Genomic DNA, 18,724 nt, shown 5'->3' on the forward strand with positions numbered 1-18,724 from the left:
TAACTTAATTTAATATTGCAATATTACGATAATAAGTTGTGTTTAAGAATTTTAATCAGTTTATATTTTCCTCATCATTAAATTTACTTTTTAGCACTTATTACTTAAACTTAGTATTTAAAAACTTAACAAGTTCCAACTCAAATTTTTACCTTTACTCTTTAAGCATTCTACAAAAACATGGCAGAAATTATTTTAGTAATAGGTTCTAACGGACAAATAGGAACGGAATTGGTCACCGAATTACGTAGGATTCACAATGTGAACCAAGTAGTTGCTTGTGATATTCGTCGCCCCGATTATGATACTAAGAATGCCGGTCCGTTTGAGTTTGTGAATGTTTTAGATAAAGAAAATCTGAAGCAGATTTTTACAAAATATAAGCCTACACAGGTTTATTTGTTGGCAGCTTTGCTTTCTGCAACAGGCGAGCAAAATCCAAAATTGGCTTGGGATTTAAACATGAATGGCTTGTTAAACGTTTTAGATTTCGCTATAGATTTTGGCACCAAAAGGGTTTATTGGCCAAGTTCCATTGCTGTTTTTGGGCCGAATTCTCCAAAGCAACAAACACCACAGTTTTGCACCATGGATCCAAACACAGTTTATGGAATCAGTAAATTAGCAGGTGAACGCTGGTGCGAATATTATTTTCAAAAGTACGGTTTAGACGTTCGTAGTATTCGTTATCCAGGTTTAATCAGTTGGAAAGCAATGCCAGGCGGCGGAACGACAGATTATGCCATCCATATTTTTCATGAAGCTTTAAAAAAGGGAAGTTATTCTTCATTTCTTTCTGCAGAAACCGAATTACCAATGATGTATATGGATGATGCCATCCGAGGAACCATAGAATTAATGGATGCACCAGAAGATAAAATTAATATACGCTCTAGCTATAATTTTGGTGGAGTTAATTTTAATCCAGAAGATTTAGCTTCAGAAATAAAGAAACATATCCCAGATTTTAAGCTTAATTATACAGCAAATGATCCCCGACAAAAAATAGCTGATAGCTGGCCAAAATCTATTGATGACCAAGTGGCAAAAAAAGACTGGAATTGGCAACCAAAATTTGATTTGGAAAAATTAACTTATGAAATGCTTAGAAACTTAAAAAAGAGTTAAGCTATTAAAACCATTTCATCATTAATAAAGTATTGCTGTAGTTTATATACTTTTTAATGATTTTTCATTTTAAATAAAACAAAGGAATACCTTAGCAATCCTACATTAGCAAAATTTCATTTTGTCTGTAATATTTTTTGATTGACGGATACTTATCTAAGCAAAATCTTAAACTTAATTTTTCATGAAAAAAATATTGACAATTGGTTTCCTTTTATTTTTATTGGGAACAGTAAATGCACAAAATTTTAGTTGGCAAAAGCTAAATACAGACCCTTATCCTGGTAAGCAAGATGATATTTCCTTTATTGATGAACAAAAAGGTTGGTATGTTAATGGTTATGGTGCTATTTATCACACTATTGATGGCGGCCTAACTTGGGCAAAACAGCTGGAGAAAAAAGGAACATTTTTCAGAACCATTGCATTCTTAAATGAAAGTGTAGGCTTTGCTGGTACTGTAGGAACGGATTATTTCCCAAATGTAACAGATACTATTCCACTATACGGTACAAAGGATGGGGGTAATACTTGGGCTCCTGTAACTTATAAAGGTAATTATGTTAAGGGTTTATGCGCAATTGATGTAGTGAAAGAACAATATATTAACCATGGTAAAATAGATTTTAAGTACCATGTTTATGCAGTGGGCAGGGTAGGTAGCCCAGCAAATATGATGGTTTCTCATGATGCTGGGGAAACATGGATATCCAGCAGTATGGAGGGTAATTGTAAAATGCTTTTTGATATAAAGATGTTAAATAAGAACCAAGGATTTGCTTGTGCAGCATCTAGCGATGACATTACAACCTCACATGCTGTGATTTTAAAAACAATAGATGGTGCAAAAACATGGCAAAAAGTTTATGAATCTGAACGTCCTTTTGAAACTACATGGAAAATAGCTGTTCCTTCAGCTAATGTTGCGTATGTTACCATTCAATCATATAATCCAGATCCTAATATAAAACAACAAAGAATTGCTAAAACAATAGATGGGGGTAAAACCTGGGTAGAACAAAATCTAGTTGAAGAAAACAGATCTAGAGAATTTGGGGTAGGTTTTATAACTGAAAATCACGGATTTGTGGGTACTTATACTGGAGGTTTTGAAACAAAAGATGGTGGGCAAACTTGGCAAAAAGCAGATTTAGGAATTGCCTGTAATAAAATTAGAATATATAAAACACCAGAAAATAAAACTTACGGTTATGCTATTGGAGTAAATGTTTACAAACTTCAAAATATGCCATAACTTTTGTTTGATGTTAGTCTATGGACTTATTCATGCTGTTATTGATAACAGTTCTTTAGCCTAAGTAATTTTAAATCTATCCTAAAATTTATTCAGGAAAAATTAACTTTGGAAATGTTTTTAAACTTGCGAAAGGGTTAAAGAAATAAGATTTAAGATACAAGAATCAAGATTTAAGACGCAAATAAATTACATTACGCAAATAGTCTTGATACTTGATACTAACTACTCAATACTAATTACACAATACTAAAGAAAGAATGGGAAGAGCATTTGAATTCCGTAAAGAAAGAAAATTTAAACGTTGGACCAAAATGGCGGTTCAATTTACACGTATTGGAAAAGATATCGCAATTGCGGTTAAGGAAGGTGGACCACATCCAGAAACTAACTCAAAACTAAGAACAGCAATACAAAACGGAAAGGCAGTTAATATGCCTAAAGACCGAGTAGATGCTGCCATTAAAAGAGCTTCGGATAAAGATATGGCCGGTTATGAGGAGTTTGTATATGAGGGTTATGCGCCACATGGAGTTGCTATTTTGGTAGAAACCGCTACAGATAATACCAATCGCACCGTTGCTAATGTGAGAAGTTATTTTACTAAAACAAATGGTTCTTTAGGTAAAACAGGGTCTTTAGATTTCATTTTTAAAAGAGTTTCAACCTTTACTTTTGATCCCAAAGAAATGGATATTGAAGAACTAGAATTAGATTTAATCGATTTTGGCTTAGAGGATATTTTTGTGGAAGCCGATGAAGATGGTAATGACATTGCTGTTGTCCATGCTACTTTCGAAGATTTTGGAAATATGCAAAAAGCTTTAGAAGAAAAAGGTATCGAATTAAGGTCGTCTAAATTAGAACGTATTCCTTTATCCCATGCTCAGGTTACGGAAGAGCAGGCTTTAGATGTAAATAAATTGTTAGATAAACTAGAGGAAGATGAAGATGTGCAGGCGGTTTATCATAATATGGAAGAATAAAATTAACGTTAAAACCTAAAAAAAAGCAGTTCAGATTTATATCTGAACTGCTTTTTTTTTAGTTAATCTATTTTATTGCCTCATAAAACTTATAATATCTGCATTGAGTTGATCCTTTGCAGTATATGCTAATCCATGAGGTTCGTCATCATAAATCAAAAACTTATTGTTAGGAATTAACTCACTAGCTTGTTTCCCTGCAACTTCAATAGGCACTGTTTTATCAGCGTCTCCATGAATAATTAGTGTAGGGATTGAAATATGTTTTACTTCTTCCCTAAAATCTGTTTCTGCCCAAGAATACATCGCTTCTAAAGTTGCAACCGGAGAGGCTTGCATACATAAATCAAAATTCCAGTTTAGAAATGCTTCACTTACTGGACTCCCAATCACTGTATCGCCAAAAAAAGCTTTATTAAAATTTGCCATAAAAGCAGGTCTATCAGCTTTTATCTTTTCTGCAAAACCATCTATCATTTCAATTGGAACTCCATGAGGATTACTATCTGTTTTTTTGATATATGGAATAATTGAACTCACTAAAATCGCCTTGGTTACTCGTCCTTCAACATTGTATTTAGATAAATAGCGCACCACTTCTCCGCCGCCCATAGAAAATCCAAGGAGGGTGACATCTGTTAAATCTAATTTTTTGATGAGTTGGTTTAAATCGTTTGCTAAAGTATTATAATCATAACCATTAAAAGGCTGGTCAGATTTGCCAAAACCTCTTCTATCGTAAGCAATGCATCTCACACCTTGTTTGGGTAATTCTACCAATTGCGATTCAAACATTTGACTTGTTGACGGCCAACCATGAATTAATATTAAAGGTTTTCCTTCACCAGAATCTTGATAGGCTATATTGATTTCGTTTGCTTGTCCTTCGTTAATTTTTAGATTTTTCATGTTCTTTTTAATAAAGCTTAAACAAACTTATTGCCAAAACAAATACTATTTGTTTTCTATACCATTAAAAAAAGCATGCCTATAAACTAATATCAAGTTATACTTCTCTCGATTTCTTTTTTACGGTTATCACATCTTGCCCCGTAGCATCACCGTATTCTTGTAGTTTCCCAAAAGCTGCCGTTGTTGCATATTCAATTATTTCTTGCGGTGAGTGATGATTATAAAAACCATAAATTAAGCCAGCCATAAAGCAATCTCCACTGCCCGAACGATCTACCACTCTTTCACATTTATGTTCTGATGAATTGTAGGATTTGTTATCGGTATATAAACTGGTAAAATATTTTAATTCATTGGCGTCGCTATCAAACCTAAAAGTATTTGCTACACTTTTTACTTTCGGGAATTTGGCTATTATTTCTTTTGAGGTACTTTCTGCATGGGCCAAATAATCTCCTCTTTTTCCTTTTTTATGGATGTCTGTATCAACGTAAGTGCCTAATAAGCTGTTGGCACTCCAAATATTTCCCATAACCACATCGCAATATTCTATTAATTTAGGCATTACTTCAATAGGCTGTTTTCCATATTTCCAGAGTCTAGCCCTATAATTTAAATCGCAAGAAATGGTAATCCCTTTTTTTGATGCTACTTCTAATGCTTCCAGACAAACATCAGCAACACGTTCATTTAATGCAGGGCTAATAGCCGTAAAATTAAACCACGAAACGTCTCTAAAAACCTTATCCCAATCAATAATCCCTCTTTTAAGTTCAGAAAAAGAAGAATGTGCCCTGTCGTAAACCATACTTCCTTTTAAATCGGCACCACGTTCCAGGTAATAAACGCCAATTCTATCTCCGCCAAATAAAATAGAAGAAGTAAAAATTCCATGAAATTCTAAATAGTCGATGACATGGCGAGACATAAAATTATCGGGCAAAACGGTACAATATTTAACAGGAACATTCCAGCCGGCTAAAGCAGTTGCGGTATTTGCTTCTGCACCGCCCATATAAAGAATAAAAGGATTTTTTTCTGCATCATCTACCGGAGAGGGGGAAACTCGTAATAATAATTCGCCAAAGCACAATACTTTTTTCATGAATTTTGATAATTGGTTTGTAAGTGCAATTTAAAAATTAAGTTTATAACAACAGATTATAAAACCGTTTTATAAATTAGCGGTTAAGCTTAAAATCAATAACAATATCATTCTTAAATTTAACTTTTTTGAAAACCTACAAACATATTTTTTTCGATTTAGACCACACTCTCTGGGATTTTGATAAAAATGCAGAAGAAACTTTAAATGAACTTTATACCACTTATAAACTTTGCGATTTAGGCCTAAACTCTTGTGATGTTTTTATTGAGACTTACACCATCAATAATCATCAGCTTTGGGCGGATTATCATTTAGGTAGAATAACAAAAGAGGCTTTAAGAGAAACTCGATTTAAGAAAACATTTTTAGATCTTGGGCTTTCACCCGATGTAATTCCTAATCAATTTGAAGATGATTATGTAAATATTTGTCCAACAAAAACCAATCTTTTTCCTCATACGCATGAAACCTTAAGCTATCTGCAAAACAAATATCATTTGCATTTAATTTCTAATGGTTTTAAAGAATCTACAGAGTATAAGGTTAAAAACACCAATTTAACTCCTTACTTTAAAAATGTAATTATTTCTGAAGTGGTTGGGGTTAATAAGCCGGATAAAGCGATTTTTGAATATGCTACTGATAAAGCTGGAACCACAGCAAAGGAGAGTATCATGATTGGCGATAGCATTGAAGCAGATATAAGGGGCGCAATTGGTTTTGGTATGGATGCTATTTATTTTAATCCTAACTTTACTGAACCACCCGCAGATGTTAAATGGCACATTAATCATTTGCAAGAATTGGTGGATATTTTATGAGCATAAAATCTGACAAACAAACTTTGTTGCAATCCTTAAAATTCTATGAAGAATTTTTAAAGACAGTTAATGAGGATGTTTTTTTAACAACTCCGCCAATTGATGGTTGGGCTTATTCTGAAGTTTACTCGCACATTTTAGGTGCAAATTTGATGTCTTTTATTGCGCTGGAAAAATGCCTGAATAAAACTGCGGAAATTAAAACCAAGAAACCAGATTGGCGAGTAAGGTTGATTTTATTTTTAGGAAGATTCCCTCCAGGAAAATTAAAGGTACCAGATTCAGTTGCAGATTTAGTGAAAAAAATCACTAAAGAAGAAGCTAGCAATCAGCTAATAAGAATTAGAAAAAAGATAGAGGAATTAAACATTAATTTCAAAAACTTTGATGCTAATTATAAAATGAAACATCCTCGTTTAGGTTATTTAGATGCTAAAAATTGGCTCAGATTTATGGTGATCCATACCAGACATCACGAAAAACAAATCAAGAGAATAGCAGAAAGTTTCGATTGAAAAAGTCGCTCATAATAATTGCTGTCGCACAATTTTTTTGCACTTCCTTATGGTTTGCGGGTAATGCCGTTATCAACGATTTAATAAGTACACTTCATTTACCTACTTCTTTTTTAACTGATTTAACCAGTATCGTTCAATTCGGGTTTATTACTGGAACTTTCCTTTTTGCCTTTTTCAGTATTTCAGATAAATTTTCGCCATCAAAAGTATTTGCATTTAGTGCTTTTTTTGCCGCCATTTTTAATTTAGGAATGGCTATCAATATCATTTCTGAAACTAATCTTTTAATATTTAGATTTTTTACTGGATTTTTCTTAGCCGGGATTTATCCCGTTGGGATGAAAATTGCTGCCGATTATGAAGAGAAAGGATTAGGAAAAGCGTTAGGTTTTTTAGTGGGAGCTTTGGTTTTAGGTACAGCTTTCCCACATTTATTAAAAAGCATTACAGCCCATTTTCCTTATCAAAATGTTATTTACGGAACTTCTACTTTAGCAATCATCGGCGGAAGCCTAATCTATTTTTTACCCGATGGACCGTTTAGAAAACCAAATCTAAATTTTAAACTCAACGCTATTTTTGAGGGATTTAAAAATAAAGAATTTAGAAAAGCAGCTTTTGGTTATTTCGGGCACATGTGGGAACTTTATGCTTTTTGGGCTTTTGTACCTATTATTTTATCTAAAAATAATGCGTTTTTAAATAGTCATCAAATTAGTATTTGGAGTTTTATCATCATTGCTGTGGGGAGTTTAGCTTGCATAATTAGTGGCTTACTATCACAAAAATACCAGACAAAAAAAATCGCTTTTATTGCTTTATCCTTGTCAGGAATTTGCTGTTTACTATCACCAATTTTTATCCAACAAAGTTTGTGGATATTCATTATTTTCATGATTTTCTGGGGAGTAATGGTTGTGGCAGATTCCCCCTTATTTTCAACTTTAGTTGCTCAAAATGCACCTCAACAAAATAAAGGAACTGCGTTAACCATTGTAAATTGTATTGGTTTTTCGATTACTATTTTTAGCATTCAATTTTTGCAAATCATAGCTAAACATATAGATTTTCAATATTTATATATGTTTTTAGCAATTGGACCTTTTCTAGGATTATTAGCTTTGGGATATAAAAAACCTGCTTGAAAGATTATTTGTGAACTGAGTTTTAGCTTTAAGCCTTCCGTTTTTAGCTTTTTGAATTTAAAGAAGTACATTTTATAATTACCTTTATCGCATAAATGCAAGGACTAGTTACAAAATCTACAGGGAGTTGGTACACCGTTTTAGGCGATGATGAATCAAGGTACGAATGTAGAATAAAAGGAAAACTGCGCATGAAAGGTTTGGTCAGTACAAACCCAGTTGCAGTAGGAGATAGGGTGGATTTTGAATTAGAACCTGATCAGGAAACTGCGGTAATTTCTAAAGTTCATGACCGTAAAAACTACATCATCAGAAAATCAATCAACCTTTCTAAACAGGTTCAAATTATTGCCGCCAATTTAGATTTAGCCTGTTTGGTGGTAACTTTAGCATCTCCACGTACTTCTTTAGGTTTTATAGATCGGTTTTTGGTTACTGCCGAGGCTTATGGAGTGCCAGCAATTTTAATCTTTAATAAACTGGATTTATTCAGCAAAGAAGGCTTAGAGATTTTAGATAATTATTTCGATTTATATCAAAACATAGGCTATCCCTGCTATTCGGTTTCTGCAATAAAAGGGACAAATATTGAAACATTAGAAATTGTAATTAAAGATAAAATATCTCTTTTTTCTGGTCATTCTGGAGTTGGGAAATCTAGTTTGATTAACCGATTAATCCCTGGAAAGGAATTGAGAACAGGAGAAATTTCTGACTGGAGCGATATGGGAAAACATACCACAACTTTTGCAGAGCTTTTCGAATTACCTTTTGGTGGAAAACTGATTGATACACCAGGAATTAGAGAATTAGGAATTGCAGACATAGAGAAGTATGAATTGGGACATTTTTTTCCAGAAATGCGGGCGATTATGAACAATTGTAAGTTTAATAATTGTGTTCACATTAATGAGCCAGGTTGCGCAGTTTTACAGGCCTTAGAAAACGGAGACATAGAACCTACTCGTTACGATAGCTACCAAAGTATTTATTTTAATAACGAAACAAGGGCATAAACCTTTTCTATCAAACCCAAAAAAATCAAAAAATCTACTATTTTTGGGATAATTAATAAATATTTCAATTGAGTAAACCAAAAGTTTTAATTACCGGGGCAAGTAAAGGTTTGGGTTTGGCTATGGCTAAAGTTTTAAACAATGATTATTGCCTCATTTTACATGCTTCCAAAACAGAAAACATTACTCAATTTAGAGAAGGAAATCATATCCTTGCTGCCGATTTATCCAATAACGAAGAACTTAAAGATTTCTGTAAAAAATTAAAATCCGAACACGGTGATGAGCTTTATGCTATTATCAATAATGCTGGAATTGCGTTAGATAAACCGCTTACTTTTCAACCAGAAAAGGAAATTGATAAAATGTTGGCGGTAAATTTAAAAGCGCCAATCATGATTTCTAAAACGGCTTTCAAAATTTTTGGATTAAAAAATAAAGGAGTCATTATCAACGTGAGTTCTTGTGTTGCGGAAACGGGTAACGCCTTTCAATCTGTTTATGCAGCTACAAAAGCGGGTTTAATCGCTTTTTCAAAATCATTAGCTAAAGAAGCTGCGGCTTTAAACCAAGGTCATGAAATTAGAGTTTTGAGTATTTCCCCAGGTTTTATAGCAACACCCATGACATATGCTATACCAGAATCTGAAAAAGAAAAATATTTAAAAATGATACCCGCACAGAGATTTGGCAAAGCCGATGAAATAGCTGAAACCGTTGCTTTTTTATTGTCAGAAAAAGCGGCGTACATCAACGGAAGTAATATTGATATTAACGGAGGTTTGTTTTAAATGGAAAATTTAGTTGGAACTCCGCCAGAGCAAATGCTTTTGCATGGTTCAACAAAACGTTTGTTGGATAACTATCACTGGCATCAACCTAAAGTTGGGATTATTGCCAGCTATACTCCAAAAACAAGAGATGTTGAAGATCATTTTGGTTTGTTTAGGGGCGTTGATCAAATTGAGGCTTTTGCCCAGGCAACCATTGTATCTTGCGCTACTTTTTTAGAATGTCAAAAAAATAATTTAACTCCACTTCAATTAAAGGATAAATTTATACCAGCTTTTATAAGTGTTGGAAATGTTAATTTTCACGATTATCTGCAAGAAGGAGAAACGTTTATCAGCATCGGAAAAATTAAGTTTTATAAGTTTAGGCAAATGGTTGCCGATGGTAGAATTTATAAAGTACCTAAAGGCTTAGATTTAAATGAATATTTTAAGAATTTTGATGAATCAAAATTAGAAAATTACGCTTTAAGCGATGATTTCATATTGGTTGCAGAATTATTTGATATTATAGGGAGAGCATTAAAAAAAGAGATTTTTAATAAATTATAATGGAAAGACAAGAAATAATAGAGGGTTTAGTGGAGATATTAAAAACCATTAGAACTATTGATCAAGAAAAACTAAAAAGCGTTACTGAAGAGACAGATTTTATTGCCGATTTAGGAACACCATCAACAGAATTGATTAACATCGCCGCCAAAGCAGAACAAAAATTTGATGTTGAATTTGATGATGATGATATTGATGATCTTGGCTCAAAAGTTAAAGATATTGTTGATTTAATTATCAGAACCAAAGAAAAAGGTTAAATGGAAATTAAGGGTAGAAAAGTAGCTGTTGTTGGTATGGGAGGGGTTTTTCCTACCTGTGCTAATTTAGAAGAGTTTTCTGAAAAGCTTTTTTCTAATAAAAGTTTGATCAGGGAATGGGATAAGGCTTTGGAGCAGGATAAAAAAATTCGTTCAAAAGTTTCTGGTTTTGTAACTGAAAAGGAGATGAATATTGAGCCAGTTTATTCTACACTTTTAGAAAATTACCCAGAAGTTTTTATTGATTTATTAAATCGCATTCCTGATTCTAATCTTTCTACCGCAGATATTGGGAGCATTTGGGCCATGTTAGCTTCTTTAGATGCTGTAAAAATGGCCGGTTGGTCAAACAATGAGACGCAATCAGAAGGCACTGGTGTAGTGGTAGGTTCTGGAGGTGCAGGACATGAAATTTTGCGTCATGCTTGGCATAATTTTTTTGAGCTTGATAAAAAAAGTCGTTCTGTAGGATCTCATACAGTAGATCGAGCAATGGTTTATAGAGATGCTGCAAACGTTTCTTGTTTAATAAAAAACCGTGGAGTTTGCGAGTCAATTGGTTCTGCTTGTGCAACAGGTTTAGGAAACATTGGTTATGCTTATCGCCTGATAAAATTTGGTTTGCAGGATAGAGTAGTTGCCGGGGGTGTTGAAGGTACTTCTTTAGAAACTTTTGTGGGTTTTGATGCAATGCAGGTTTTAAGCAGAGGGTTTTCACCCGAAGAAAGTTCAAGACCTTTTGATAAGGATAGAAATGGCTTCGTTTGTTCTTTCGGAGCAGGCATTGTTTGTTTAGAAGAATATGAAATGGCTAAGGCCAGAGGAGCAAATATTTTAGCCGTTATTGATAATTACCATAATAATTCTGATGGAGATGGGGATATGTTTTATCCTTCATTTAATGGTCAGCAACGTTTGTGGAAAGGTTTGTTAGGCGAAACTGGAACAAAACCTGATGTTGTAAAAGCTCATGGTACATCAACTCCAGCTGGCGATGCCATCGAATTATTGAGTATAGTAGATTGTTTAGGAAGTAAAGATTATCATATTTCTGCGCCCAAATCACAATTTGGTCACATGTTGGGTGCGGCTGGAGCTGTGGAATTTATTACAGCTATTTTAATGCTTCAAAAACAAAAGGTTTTACCTTGTTTAAATGCTAACCATTTAAATCTAGAACAAGAAAACTTTCAAAAAACCGATAAATGGCAAGGACCAACATCGCCTTTGGCAGATTTTAGAGATATTTTGCCTCAACAAAGTTTTGAGAAAGAAATCAATTATATTACTTGTTTAAACTATGGTTTTGGTGGTACTAATAGTGCCATTTTAATTTCAAAAGATAATTCATGATCAATAATCAGTATAAAGTTGCAGTAGTTTTTGGCGTTAGAAATGATAGTTCTATTGGTTTTCAAGTTGCCATAAAATTGCATCAATCAGGCTGTAAAGTAGTTTTGAATTATGTTGATGACACTAAAGAAGATGTAATTTTTTTGATTGAGCAAAACGGTATGGACAGTACTTTTGCCGCAAATGTTGACGTTAGAAACGAGGAAGAAATTAAAAGTTTTTTGTCAAATATTCATGAAAATTTAGGTGCGATTGATTATATTTTACATGGTGTAGCTTTTGGCAGCCAAAATGTAATGTGCTATTCTTTACCCGGAAATTTAGAAAAAACACCTTCCTATATTGATATTCCTTTTGAGGATTTAATGGATTCTTTTAATATTAGTGCTTATTCTTTATTGAGGATTTGCAGGGTTGCCGAGCCTTTTTTTGCTAAAAATGCTTCCGTTTTAACTTTGACTTACAACGCTTCACAAAGAGTTTTTCCAGGTTATGCTGGGATGTCTATTAATAAGGCGGCTTTAGAAAATATCATGCTTTATTTGGCGAGTTATTTTAGAAAAAGTGGTGTAAGAATAAATGCAATTTCTGCCGGTTTAGTAATGACGACATCTGCTGGTGGTATTAATGGGGTTAGAAAATTGAGGAAGTTGGGTAAAATCACCGCTCCATTAGGAAACATAACTGCCGCTGATGTTGCAGATACTGCCATTTATTACTTCTCTGATTTATCTAAAAAGGTAACGGGAAATATCCATTTTGTTGATGGAGGTTTTAACATTATGGGAGTTGCTGTAGATGAAGAATGATTTTGATAAAGACATTGGAAATTTAGTGATAAGCAAAGATTTTGCTGTTGGCAACGATGTTGTTTTTCTCCCTGATTTTAAAGCTTCCTTTAACCCGTTATTCAAAAATAAAATTTTTACTACGGAAGAAGTTGCCTATTGTGAGCAATTTGAAAATCCTATGCTAAGATATGCTTCTACTTGGGCATCAAAAGAAGCAGTTTATAAAGCCATTAAACAAATTATTCCAAGCCCTATTTCCTTTAAAAAGATAGAAATATCTCGCTCTAAAGTTGCTGGAATACCAACTATTAAACTCCCAGATTTATATAATAAATTCAATTTTAGTTTAAGTATAAGCCATGATGGAGATTATGTTTGGGCTTTTGTGATTCTCAAAATTGAAGATAAATAATTAGTATATAATTTGTTTATCCAAAACAAATGTCTTAATTTTATAGACATAAGTCTAATTAGATAATTATGTCAGCTACAAACAAAAGCAAACCCTATAAAATAGATCAAGAAATAACTTCTTTTGTAAGTGAGCCTCAGGTAATGTATTATCAGGCAAAGCCAAAAAGCATAAGTTATTCAGAGTTTTTGGATGATAAAATGATGATCATTTCTGCTATTAGGGCTGGCATTCCATATTCTTTATTTGATGTAATTCAAGAGCAATCTCCTTTTACCGAGACAGATTGGGCAGATTTTCTGGATATTTCTACTAAATCTTTACAGCGTTATAAAATCGCTCCTTCTCATCATTTTAAATCAATCCATTCAGAAAAAATAATTGAAATGGCAGAGGTTACTAAAGCAGGTTTAGATTTTTTTGAGGATATGGAAAAGCTTAAACTATGGCTAAATACGCCTAATTATGGTTTGGCAAGTTTAAAGCCTATAGAGCTTTTAAAAGATTCTTACGGTAAAGAATTGGTGTTAACAGCACTAAGCAATATGAATCAAGGGATTTTTATTTAATGGAAGTTTTTAGGCTTACAAGAGAAAGGTATTCCGACTCACTTTCTGGGAAAGGCTCTTCTATTAAAGGCGCAAGATGGAATTCGGTGGGTGTAGAATTGATTTACACTGCAGGTAACCGTTCTTTAGCTATGGCAGAAGTTGCCGTTTACTTAACTTTAGCGACGTTACCATCTGATTTTATGATGCTGACTATAGAGATTCCGGATTCTATATCTATTAAGGAGGTTTATTCAGAAGAGTTGCCTTTAAATTGGAATCTTTTTCCTCATCCATCGGCAACTCAAAAATTTGGAAATGAATTTGTTAACGAGGGTAAATATTGTGTTTTAAAAATACCATCTGTAGTAACCAAAGGCGATTTCAATTTTTTGATTAATCCCTATCATAAAGATTTTAAGATAATAAAGATCTCTAAAAAAGAAAAGTTTCCTTTTGATAAACGTATTTTCAAATAGAATTAATGATAGATTATATTTTTGAAAATGAGTTAGTTAAACTCCATTGCTACCAATTTGGAAAAGGTAAAAAGGCAATGCTTTGTTTTCATGGTTATGGGATGCATGGTAAACAATTTAAAGTTTTAAAGGAAACTTTAGGAGATAAATACACCTTTTATGGTTTCGATTTATTTTTTCATAAAGAAACCAAATTGATTGATCAAAGCGTAGAAAAAGTAAAAAAAGGAATAACAAAAAGAGAATTGAGCGAGCTTTTTCTCGCTTTTTGCGATTCCAAATCAATAGATAAATTTTCAGTTATATCTTATTCTATGGGTTCGTTTTATGCAACTGCTTTGGTAGAAGAAGTTCCTGATAGAATTGAAAAATTTATTACGGCCGCACCATCAAGTTTAAATCCGGGTAGAGTAGTGAATTTTTTAAGTACAAATAGTATTGGGAATAAAATCTTAGAAAGATTAGCTTTAAGCGATAATGGAATGTTAAGGTTACTTTCATCATTAAAAAGAAGTAAAATCATAGATGAGAAGGCTTATGAGATATTACACCGGGAAATTGCAACGCCAGAATTAAGGTTCAGTTTTTATGCATGTACTTCTTATTTAAGATTTTTAAAGCTAAATCCACAAAAATTTATTCAACAGCTTAATCATTATCATATAGAAAGTATTTTTATTTTTGGAAAGAGGGATAAAAGTTATCCAGTAAAAATCGGGAGAAATATAATTCCTCAAATAAGTAATAGCAAGCAATTAATTATTGATGAAAACCATGATATGATTAATCAGAATTTTGCTAAACATTTATCAATTTGTTTGAATGATCATTAAAGCAAAACCACTTCCAGCTGCAATAATTAAAGCCACAGGTCATTTTATTACTTGGTTATTTCGGAGGCGGTTTAATAAAATGGTGATCAATGGTATTCCAATTAAGGATAATCATTCCTATTTATTAATGTGCAATCATTTTAGTTTTTGGGATGGCTTTTGGGCAGGTTATTTAGCCTTACATGCTATTCATAAACAACAGGAGCTTAAAGGGTTTTACATCATGGTACTCAAAAAGCAGATGCAAATAAATCCTTGGTTAAAGTATTTTGGATGTTTTTCTATTTCACCAGGAACTACAACTGTAAGTGAAAGTTTAAATTACGCCGCCGAATTATTAGATAATCCTGGAAATTTAGTTTTAATTTTTCCTCAAGGAAATTTAGAATCTAACCACGTAAGGGACATTGTAATGAAAGATGGAATTAAAACAATAATCCCTAGAATTAAAGGAAATTGTCAGTTGATTTGGAGTAGTAATTTGATTGAATATTTTGAGAGCTTAAAACCATCTGTATATTTTCATCTTTTAGATGCGGGAACTAATCATGATTTTAATTTTGAGGATTTTAATCAAAAAATTAATGCTCATCATAAAGAAGCAATCAAAAAGCAATTTAGATTTACTGAGGATTAATCTACTTTAACGCCTTTCCAAAAAGCTACATAACCTTTAATTTCTTTTGCGGCATCTTTTGGATTTGGATAATACCATGCAGCATCAGTGTTTTCTTTTCCATCCACATCTAAAGAATAATAAGACGCTTCTCCTTTCCAAGGGCAGCTGGTATGTTTATTTGATGATTTGAAAAAATCTTTTTTTATTGATAAGGCAGGGAAATAATGATTATTTTCTATAACGATAGTGTCATTACTCTCTGCTATTGTTTGCCCGTTCCAAGTTGCTTTCATGATTATTGTTTTTTTAATGAACCTAACAATTTAGATTTTGTTTGATTTAAATAAAAGAAGTTTAAAGAATGATTTAAATTAAATGATTTGGTTTTTGTTGCGTTAACGATAGAAACGGCATCCTTTTTTTGCTCTTACCATGTTGCAAGTAGCAAAAAAAGATATAGTGTATAGCGTGTTAAAACGCCCAAATTAAATAGGATTAAAATTTATTTATTGGGTAAAGTAGCCAAAACTGTCATTCCGCCTTTAACCATTTCATTTAAATTAACATTTATTTGTGATCCTATTGGCAAAAACACATCTACTCTAGAACCGAATTTTATAAAGCCAAATTGTTCGCTCTGCTTAACTGGATCACCTTCCTTTACATACCAAACAATTCTACGAGCCAAAGCACCGGCAATTTGTCTATATAATATCTGATAACCTTTTTCTCCTTCTACAACGGTTGTTGTGCGTTCATTTTCGGTACTGGATTTTGGATCCCATGCCACTAAATATTTGCCTGGATGATATTTGAAGTATTTTACAATTCCGCTGATTGGGTTTCTATTAACATGTACGTTAACTGGCGACATAAAAACCGAGATTTGTAGTCTTTTATCTTTAAAATATTCTGTTTCTTCTGTTTCTTCAATTACCACTACTTTACCATCTGCAGGGCAAATTATTTGTCTATCATCAGTACTCCAAAGTCTAGTTGGGCTGCGGAAAAACTGTAAGATGGTCAAAAATAAAAATAGGGAAACAGCATACCAAAACCACACAAACCAAGTAACATCTGGTAAATAATAATGGATAATTGCGTTGGTAATAAAAATAAATAAAATGCAAAGTGCTAATGAGGTATATCCTTCTTTATGGATGGTCATGTGTGTAGTTTGTTAGTTTTTAGCCACTAGTTTATGGGGCCGATATTGTGTGTTAGTTTTGGTGTTGTTTGCTAGCTATATTTCAGGTCGCAAAAATACTAATAAGTAATTAAATAGAGATAAACGAATATCACTGGAGCAGATAATAATAAACCATCAAAGCGATCCAGCACACCGCCATGTCCGGGTAATATTTTACCAGAGTCTTTTATTTCGATACTTCTTTTAAACATAGATTCTACCAAATCTCCTAAAGTACCGAAACAAGAGATGATAAATGCCATAATTAACCAATGATAAAAGGCATAATCAGTAAAATAGAAGGATATAATGTAGCCAACTAAAACGCTGGTAAAAATCCCTCCAATAAAACCTTCCCAAGATTTTTTTGGCGAATGTCTTTCAAATAATCTATGCTTACCGAGTTTGACGCCAAATAAATAAGCTCCTGTATCGTTTGCCCAAAGCATTAAAAAAAATCCTAAAGCTAAGTGAAAATTATAGCTGCCAGATATAAAAGCAATCACAACGTAAAAGATAAAAGGAACTACAGCATAAATTAATCCTAAAAAAGTATAGGCTATATTGCTGAAAGGAAGTTTAGATTTTTTATATAATTCTCTGATGAATATCCCAAAAAATAAAGGAATGTTTATTAAAAGCCATTTGGTTTCAAATGCGATAAAAAACCGCCCAGCTACTGATGCAAAAAGAATAACAGCTGCCACGTATCCTATCGTTCTATGCGGCCTTAAACCTGTTGTTTTAACCAAAGTGAAAAACTCAATTAAACAAACTAAGCTCAAAAACATATAAAAACCGACAAATACATAAGCGCCAGTTAATAACGAAGCCAACATTACCAAAACAAAAATTAATCCTGTTATAGCTCTGGTTTTCATCTATAAATCGTTTTCAAGGATAATTGCTAAAGCCTTATCAAAGTTTTCCTGGTTAACATGAACTTCTACTTCGCCAAATTTATAAGACGAATCTTGTTTATTCATGATGATGGCATCTATTTCATGGTCAACCAAAACTTGTTTAACCATTTCAGATTGAAAGAATTGATTTGAAGTATAAATTTTAACCCAATTATTAGTCATAAGTTATTTTAATTGTTTTGTCTTTTGTTTTTTTAAAGAATATGATGAGCAAAATTAAAGTAATTATTGCACTAATAAGATAGCTATAATTATTAAATGAAGTTTCATTATCTAAATTATCTAAGCTTTTGCCTTGTTTTTGATAAACATAAGCCATCACAACTGCAGTTCCATTATTTAAAAAATGTCCTAAAATGGCTAACCAAATACTTCTGCCGTAAACTAAAACATAGCCAAATAAAGCTCCTAAAAACATCCTCGGCAAAAAGCCATAAAACTGCATGTGAATACTGCTAAAAATGATTGCGGTAACCCAAATTGCCACATGGTGATTTTTAAACCATTGACCAAAAATATTTTGCATTCCACCTCTAAAAAATAGTTCTTCACCAATAGCTGGGATTATTGCAACCATCAAAATATTGATTGCTAAATCTCCATAATCTTTCATGACCAATAATTTTTTGGTTAGCATGGCAGCTTCAAGCTCACTTTTTTTCATCCAAATTTCTAAACTTTTAAGTGAATCTGGCAAACTCATTTTTTGATTGATTACCGTTACCCACTCAAATAATGGAGAAGAAAAAAGCATGATTGCAAAAACTAAAAGCAATAAAATTCCTCTTAATGGATTGTCGAAATAGAAATATTGAGCAGGTTTTCTTTCGATAATGTAGGCAAAGGCGATAGGCCCAGCTATAAACATCCCAAAAGAACTGCTTATCTGTAAAGCTTGGATAAAACCAATATCCATATTTGCGATATTGCCTCCAGCTAATTTAGATATATCAAAACCGCTGCTACTGGTTAAAAAATAAATAACCAATCCAACGGCTGTAAAGACAATTGCACCTACAATTGCCATTATTATCAAAAACATCAGCTGTATAAAAGGATGATACGCAGTTGACTTTTGCATGTGA

The 18,724-nt window shown here is 32.8% G+C and carries 24 protein-coding genes; 17 read left to right on the forward strand and 7 right to left on the reverse strand.

What is annotated here, in order from left to right; all coding sequences use genetic code 11:
- The first annotated feature begins 180 nt into the window (after positions 1 to 180).
- From A5893_RS01360 to A5893_RS01370, 3 genes are all read left to right on the forward strand, one after another.
- Entirely contained in the window at positions 181 to 1,128 is a 948-nt protein-coding gene (locus tag A5893_RS01360) for an NAD-dependent epimerase/dehydratase family protein (protein ID WP_068820741.1), read from the forward strand.
- A 184-nt stretch (positions 1,129 to 1,312) separates the two neighbouring features.
- Positions 1,313 to 2,383, forward strand: a complete 1,071-nt coding sequence (locus A5893_RS01365) for a WD40/YVTN/BNR-like repeat-containing protein (RefSeq protein ID WP_068820742.1) — start codon at positions 1,313 to 1,315, stop codon at positions 2,381 to 2,383.
- A 260-nt stretch (positions 2,384 to 2,643) separates the two neighbouring features.
- Positions 2,644 to 3,369: a YebC/PmpR family DNA-binding transcriptional regulator gene (locus A5893_RS01370; RefSeq protein ID WP_068820743.1), complete on the forward strand. Its 726-nt coding sequence runs from the start codon at positions 2,644 to 2,646 to the stop codon at positions 3,367 to 3,369.
- A gap of 72 nt (positions 3,370 to 3,441) precedes the next feature.
- On the opposite strand, the gene A5893_RS01375 is transcribed toward A5893_RS01370, so the two are convergent.
- The gene (locus A5893_RS01375; RefSeq protein WP_068820744.1) at positions 3,442 to 4,278 is read right to left on the reverse strand and encodes an alpha/beta fold hydrolase; all 837 of its coding nucleotides are present in this window, start codon (positions 4,276 to 4,278) and stop codon (positions 3,442 to 3,444) included.
- A 97-nt stretch (positions 4,279 to 4,375) separates the two neighbouring features.
- Positions 4,376 to 5,386 (reverse strand): sugar kinase, encoded by a 1,011-nt coding sequence (locus A5893_RS01380; protein ID WP_068820745.1) that lies wholly within the window; start codon positions 5,384 to 5,386, stop codon positions 4,376 to 4,378.
- A gap of 128 nt (positions 5,387 to 5,514) precedes the next feature.
- On the opposite strand from A5893_RS01380, the gene A5893_RS01385 reads away from it, so the two are divergent.
- The 14 genes from A5893_RS01385 to A5893_RS01450 all read left to right on the forward strand — a co-directional run bounded on the left by A5893_RS01385 (position 5,515) and on the right by A5893_RS01450 (position 15,545).
- Positions 5,515 to 6,210: a YjjG family noncanonical pyrimidine nucleotidase gene (locus A5893_RS01385; protein ID WP_068820746.1), complete on the forward strand. Its 696-nt coding sequence runs from the start codon at positions 5,515 to 5,517 to the stop codon at positions 6,208 to 6,210.
- Positions 6,207 to 6,725: a DinB family protein gene (locus tag A5893_RS01390; RefSeq protein ID WP_068820747.1), complete on the forward strand. Its 519-nt coding sequence runs from the start codon at positions 6,207 to 6,209 to the stop codon at positions 6,723 to 6,725. The genes A5893_RS01385 and A5893_RS01390 overlap by 4 nt, the downstream gene beginning before the upstream one ends.
- Positions 6,722 to 7,873, forward strand: coding sequence for an MFS transporter (locus A5893_RS01395; RefSeq protein WP_068820748.1), 1,152 nt, complete (start codon positions 6,722 to 6,724; stop codon positions 7,871 to 7,873). Before A5893_RS01390 ends, A5893_RS01395 begins: the two co-directional genes overlap by 4 nt.
- A gap of 95 nt (positions 7,874 to 7,968) precedes the next feature.
- Positions 7,969 to 8,889, forward strand: coding sequence for a ribosome small subunit-dependent GTPase A (gene rsgA / locus A5893_RS01400; RefSeq protein WP_068820749.1), 921 nt, complete (start codon positions 7,969 to 7,971; stop codon positions 8,887 to 8,889).
- 68 nt (positions 8,890 to 8,957) lie between these two features.
- On the forward strand, positions 8,958 to 9,680 hold the full coding sequence (locus tag A5893_RS01405) for an SDR family NAD(P)-dependent oxidoreductase (protein ID WP_082911269.1): 723 nt from the start codon (positions 8,958 to 8,960) through the stop codon (positions 9,678 to 9,680).
- A complete protein-coding gene (locus A5893_RS01410; RefSeq protein WP_068820751.1) occupies positions 9,681 to 10,232 on the forward strand; it encodes a hypothetical protein in 552 nt (183 codons plus the stop codon). It abuts the gene before it with no gap.
- Positions 10,232 to 10,492, forward strand: coding sequence for a phosphopantetheine-binding protein (locus A5893_RS01415; RefSeq protein ID WP_068820752.1), 261 nt, complete (start codon positions 10,232 to 10,234; stop codon positions 10,490 to 10,492). Before A5893_RS01410 ends, A5893_RS01415 begins: the two co-directional genes overlap by 1 nt.
- Complete coding sequence (locus A5893_RS01420) at positions 10,493 to 11,845, forward strand: beta-ketoacyl-[acyl-carrier-protein] synthase family protein (protein WP_068820753.1); 1,353 nt, start codon at positions 10,493 to 10,495, stop codon at positions 11,843 to 11,845.
- Complete coding sequence (locus tag A5893_RS01425) at positions 11,842 to 12,654, forward strand: enoyl-ACP reductase FabI (RefSeq protein WP_068820754.1); 813 nt, start codon at positions 11,842 to 11,844, stop codon at positions 12,652 to 12,654. Before A5893_RS01420 ends, A5893_RS01425 begins: the two co-directional genes overlap by 4 nt.
- Complete coding sequence (locus A5893_RS01430) at positions 12,644 to 13,048, forward strand: holo-ACP synthase (RefSeq protein WP_068820755.1); 405 nt, start codon at positions 12,644 to 12,646, stop codon at positions 13,046 to 13,048. Before A5893_RS01425 ends, A5893_RS01430 begins: the two co-directional genes overlap by 11 nt.
- A 68-nt stretch (positions 13,049 to 13,116) precedes the next feature.
- Entirely contained in the window at positions 13,117 to 13,617 is a 501-nt protein-coding gene (gene parS / locus A5893_RS01435; protein WP_068820756.1) for a type II RES/Xre toxin-antitoxin system antitoxin, read from the forward strand.
- Positions 13,617 to 14,075, forward strand: a complete 459-nt coding sequence (locus A5893_RS01440; protein ID WP_068820757.1) for an RES family NAD+ phosphorylase — start codon at positions 13,617 to 13,619, stop codon at positions 14,073 to 14,075. Before parS ends, A5893_RS01440 begins: the two co-directional genes overlap by 1 nt.
- A 5-nt stretch (positions 14,076 to 14,080) precedes the next feature.
- A complete protein-coding gene (locus tag A5893_RS01445; protein ID WP_068820758.1) occupies positions 14,081 to 14,908 on the forward strand; it encodes an alpha/beta fold hydrolase in 828 nt (275 codons plus the stop codon).
- On the forward strand, positions 14,898 to 15,545 hold the full coding sequence (locus tag A5893_RS01450) for a 1-acyl-sn-glycerol-3-phosphate acyltransferase (RefSeq protein ID WP_068820759.1): 648 nt from the start codon (positions 14,898 to 14,900) through the stop codon (positions 15,543 to 15,545). The genes A5893_RS01445 and A5893_RS01450 overlap by 11 nt, the downstream gene beginning before the upstream one ends.
- Here A5893_RS01450 and A5893_RS01455 read toward each other — a convergent pair.
- The 5 genes from A5893_RS01455 to A5893_RS01475 all read right to left on the reverse strand — a co-directional run bounded on the left by A5893_RS01455 (position 15,542) and on the right by A5893_RS01475 (position 18,681).
- Positions 15,542 to 15,820: a DUF427 domain-containing protein gene (locus A5893_RS01455; RefSeq protein ID WP_198342236.1), complete on the reverse strand. Its 279-nt coding sequence runs from the start codon at positions 15,818 to 15,820 to the stop codon at positions 15,542 to 15,544. The two genes, A5893_RS01450 and A5893_RS01455, sit on opposite strands and share 4 nt — an antisense overlap.
- A 209-nt stretch (positions 15,821 to 16,029) precedes the next feature.
- Complete coding sequence (locus A5893_RS01460; protein ID WP_068820761.1) at positions 16,030 to 16,695, reverse strand: phosphatidylserine decarboxylase family protein; 666 nt, start codon at positions 16,693 to 16,695, stop codon at positions 16,030 to 16,032.
- A 98-nt stretch (positions 16,696 to 16,793) separates the two neighbouring features.
- Positions 16,794 to 17,597, reverse strand: coding sequence for a phosphatidate cytidylyltransferase (locus A5893_RS01465; RefSeq protein ID WP_068820762.1), 804 nt, complete (start codon positions 17,595 to 17,597; stop codon positions 16,794 to 16,796).
- The gene (locus A5893_RS01470) at positions 17,598 to 17,801 is read right to left on the reverse strand and encodes a putative signal transducing protein (RefSeq protein WP_068820763.1); all 204 of its coding nucleotides are present in this window, start codon (positions 17,799 to 17,801) and stop codon (positions 17,598 to 17,600) included.
- The gene (locus A5893_RS01475; protein ID WP_198342237.1) at positions 17,794 to 18,681 is read right to left on the reverse strand and encodes a CPBP family intramembrane glutamic endopeptidase; all 888 of its coding nucleotides are present in this window, start codon (positions 18,679 to 18,681) and stop codon (positions 17,794 to 17,796) included. Before A5893_RS01475 ends, A5893_RS01470 begins: the two co-directional genes overlap by 8 nt.
- Positions 18,682 to 18,724: the final 43 nt, after the last annotated feature.

It is taken from the genome of Pedobacter psychrophilus, from assembly GCF_001652725.1.
GTDB lineage: Bacteria > Bacteroidota > Bacteroidia > Sphingobacteriales > Sphingobacteriaceae > Pseudopedobacter > Pseudopedobacter psychrophilus.

What these genes read in the sequence shown, in the direction of transcription:
- A5893_RS01430 (WP_068820755.1), top strand. Translation starts at nt 12,644, where the DNA reads ATGAAGAATGATTTTGATAAAGACATTGGAAATTTAGTGATAAGCAAA.
- A5893_RS01425 (WP_068820754.1), top strand. Translation starts at nt 11,842, where the DNA reads ATGATCAATAATCAGTATAAAGTTGCAGTAGTTTTTGGCGTTAGAAAT.
- A5893_RS01475 (WP_198342237.1), bottom strand. Translation starts at nt 18,681, where the DNA reads ATGTTTTTGATAATAATGGCAATTGTAGGTGCAATTGTCTTTACAGCC.
- A5893_RS01440 (WP_068820757.1), top strand. Translation starts at nt 13,617, where the DNA reads ATGGAAGTTTTTAGGCTTACAAGAGAAAGGTATTCCGACTCACTTTCT.
- A5893_RS01455 (WP_198342236.1), bottom strand. Translation starts at nt 15,820, where the DNA reads ATGAAAGCAACTTGGAACGGGCAAACAATAGCAGAGAGTAATGACACT.
- A5893_RS01365 (WP_068820742.1), top strand. Translation starts at nt 1,313, where the DNA reads ATGAAAAAAATATTGACAATTGGTTTCCTTTTATTTTTATTGGGAACA.
- A5893_RS01420 (WP_068820753.1), top strand. Translation starts at nt 10,493, where the DNA reads ATGGAAATTAAGGGTAGAAAAGTAGCTGTTGTTGGTATGGGAGGGGTT.
- A5893_RS01410 (WP_068820751.1), top strand. Translation starts at nt 9,681, where the DNA reads ATGGAAAATTTAGTTGGAACTCCGCCAGAGCAAATGCTTTTGCATGGT.
- A5893_RS01370 (WP_068820743.1), top strand. Translation starts at nt 2,644, where the DNA reads ATGGGAAGAGCATTTGAATTCCGTAAAGAAAGAAAATTTAAACGTTGG.
- A5893_RS01470 (WP_068820763.1), bottom strand. Translation starts at nt 17,801, where the DNA reads ATGACTAATAATTGGGTTAAAATTTATACTTCAAATCAATTCTTTCAA.
- A5893_RS01360 (WP_068820741.1), top strand. Translation starts at nt 181, where the DNA reads ATGGCAGAAATTATTTTAGTAATAGGTTCTAACGGACAAATAGGAACG.
- A5893_RS01375 (WP_068820744.1), bottom strand. Translation starts at nt 4,278, where the DNA reads ATGAAAAATCTAAAAATTAACGAAGGACAAGCAAACGAAATCAATATA.
- A5893_RS01445 (WP_068820758.1), top strand. Translation starts at nt 14,081, where the DNA reads ATGATAGATTATATTTTTGAAAATGAGTTAGTTAAACTCCATTGCTAC.
- rsgA (WP_068820749.1), top strand. Translation starts at nt 7,969, where the DNA reads ATGCAAGGACTAGTTACAAAATCTACAGGGAGTTGGTACACCGTTTTA.
- A5893_RS01460 (WP_068820761.1), bottom strand. Translation starts at nt 16,695, where the DNA reads ATGACCATCCATAAAGAAGGATATACCTCATTAGCACTTTGCATTTTA.
- A5893_RS01390 (WP_068820747.1), top strand. Translation starts at nt 6,207, where the DNA reads ATGAGCATAAAATCTGACAAACAAACTTTGTTGCAATCCTTAAAATTC.
- A5893_RS01465 (WP_068820762.1), bottom strand. Translation starts at nt 17,597, where the DNA reads ATGAAAACCAGAGCTATAACAGGATTAATTTTTGTTTTGGTAATGTTG.
- parS (WP_068820756.1), top strand. Translation starts at nt 13,117, where the DNA reads ATGTCAGCTACAAACAAAAGCAAACCCTATAAAATAGATCAAGAAATA.
- A5893_RS01415 (WP_068820752.1), top strand. Translation starts at nt 10,232, where the DNA reads ATGGAAAGACAAGAAATAATAGAGGGTTTAGTGGAGATATTAAAAACC.
- A5893_RS01450 (WP_068820759.1), top strand. Translation starts at nt 14,898, where the DNA reads ATGATCATTAAAGCAAAACCACTTCCAGCTGCAATAATTAAAGCCACA.
- A5893_RS01380 (WP_068820745.1), bottom strand. Translation starts at nt 5,386, where the DNA reads ATGAAAAAAGTATTGTGCTTTGGCGAATTATTATTACGAGTTTCCCCC.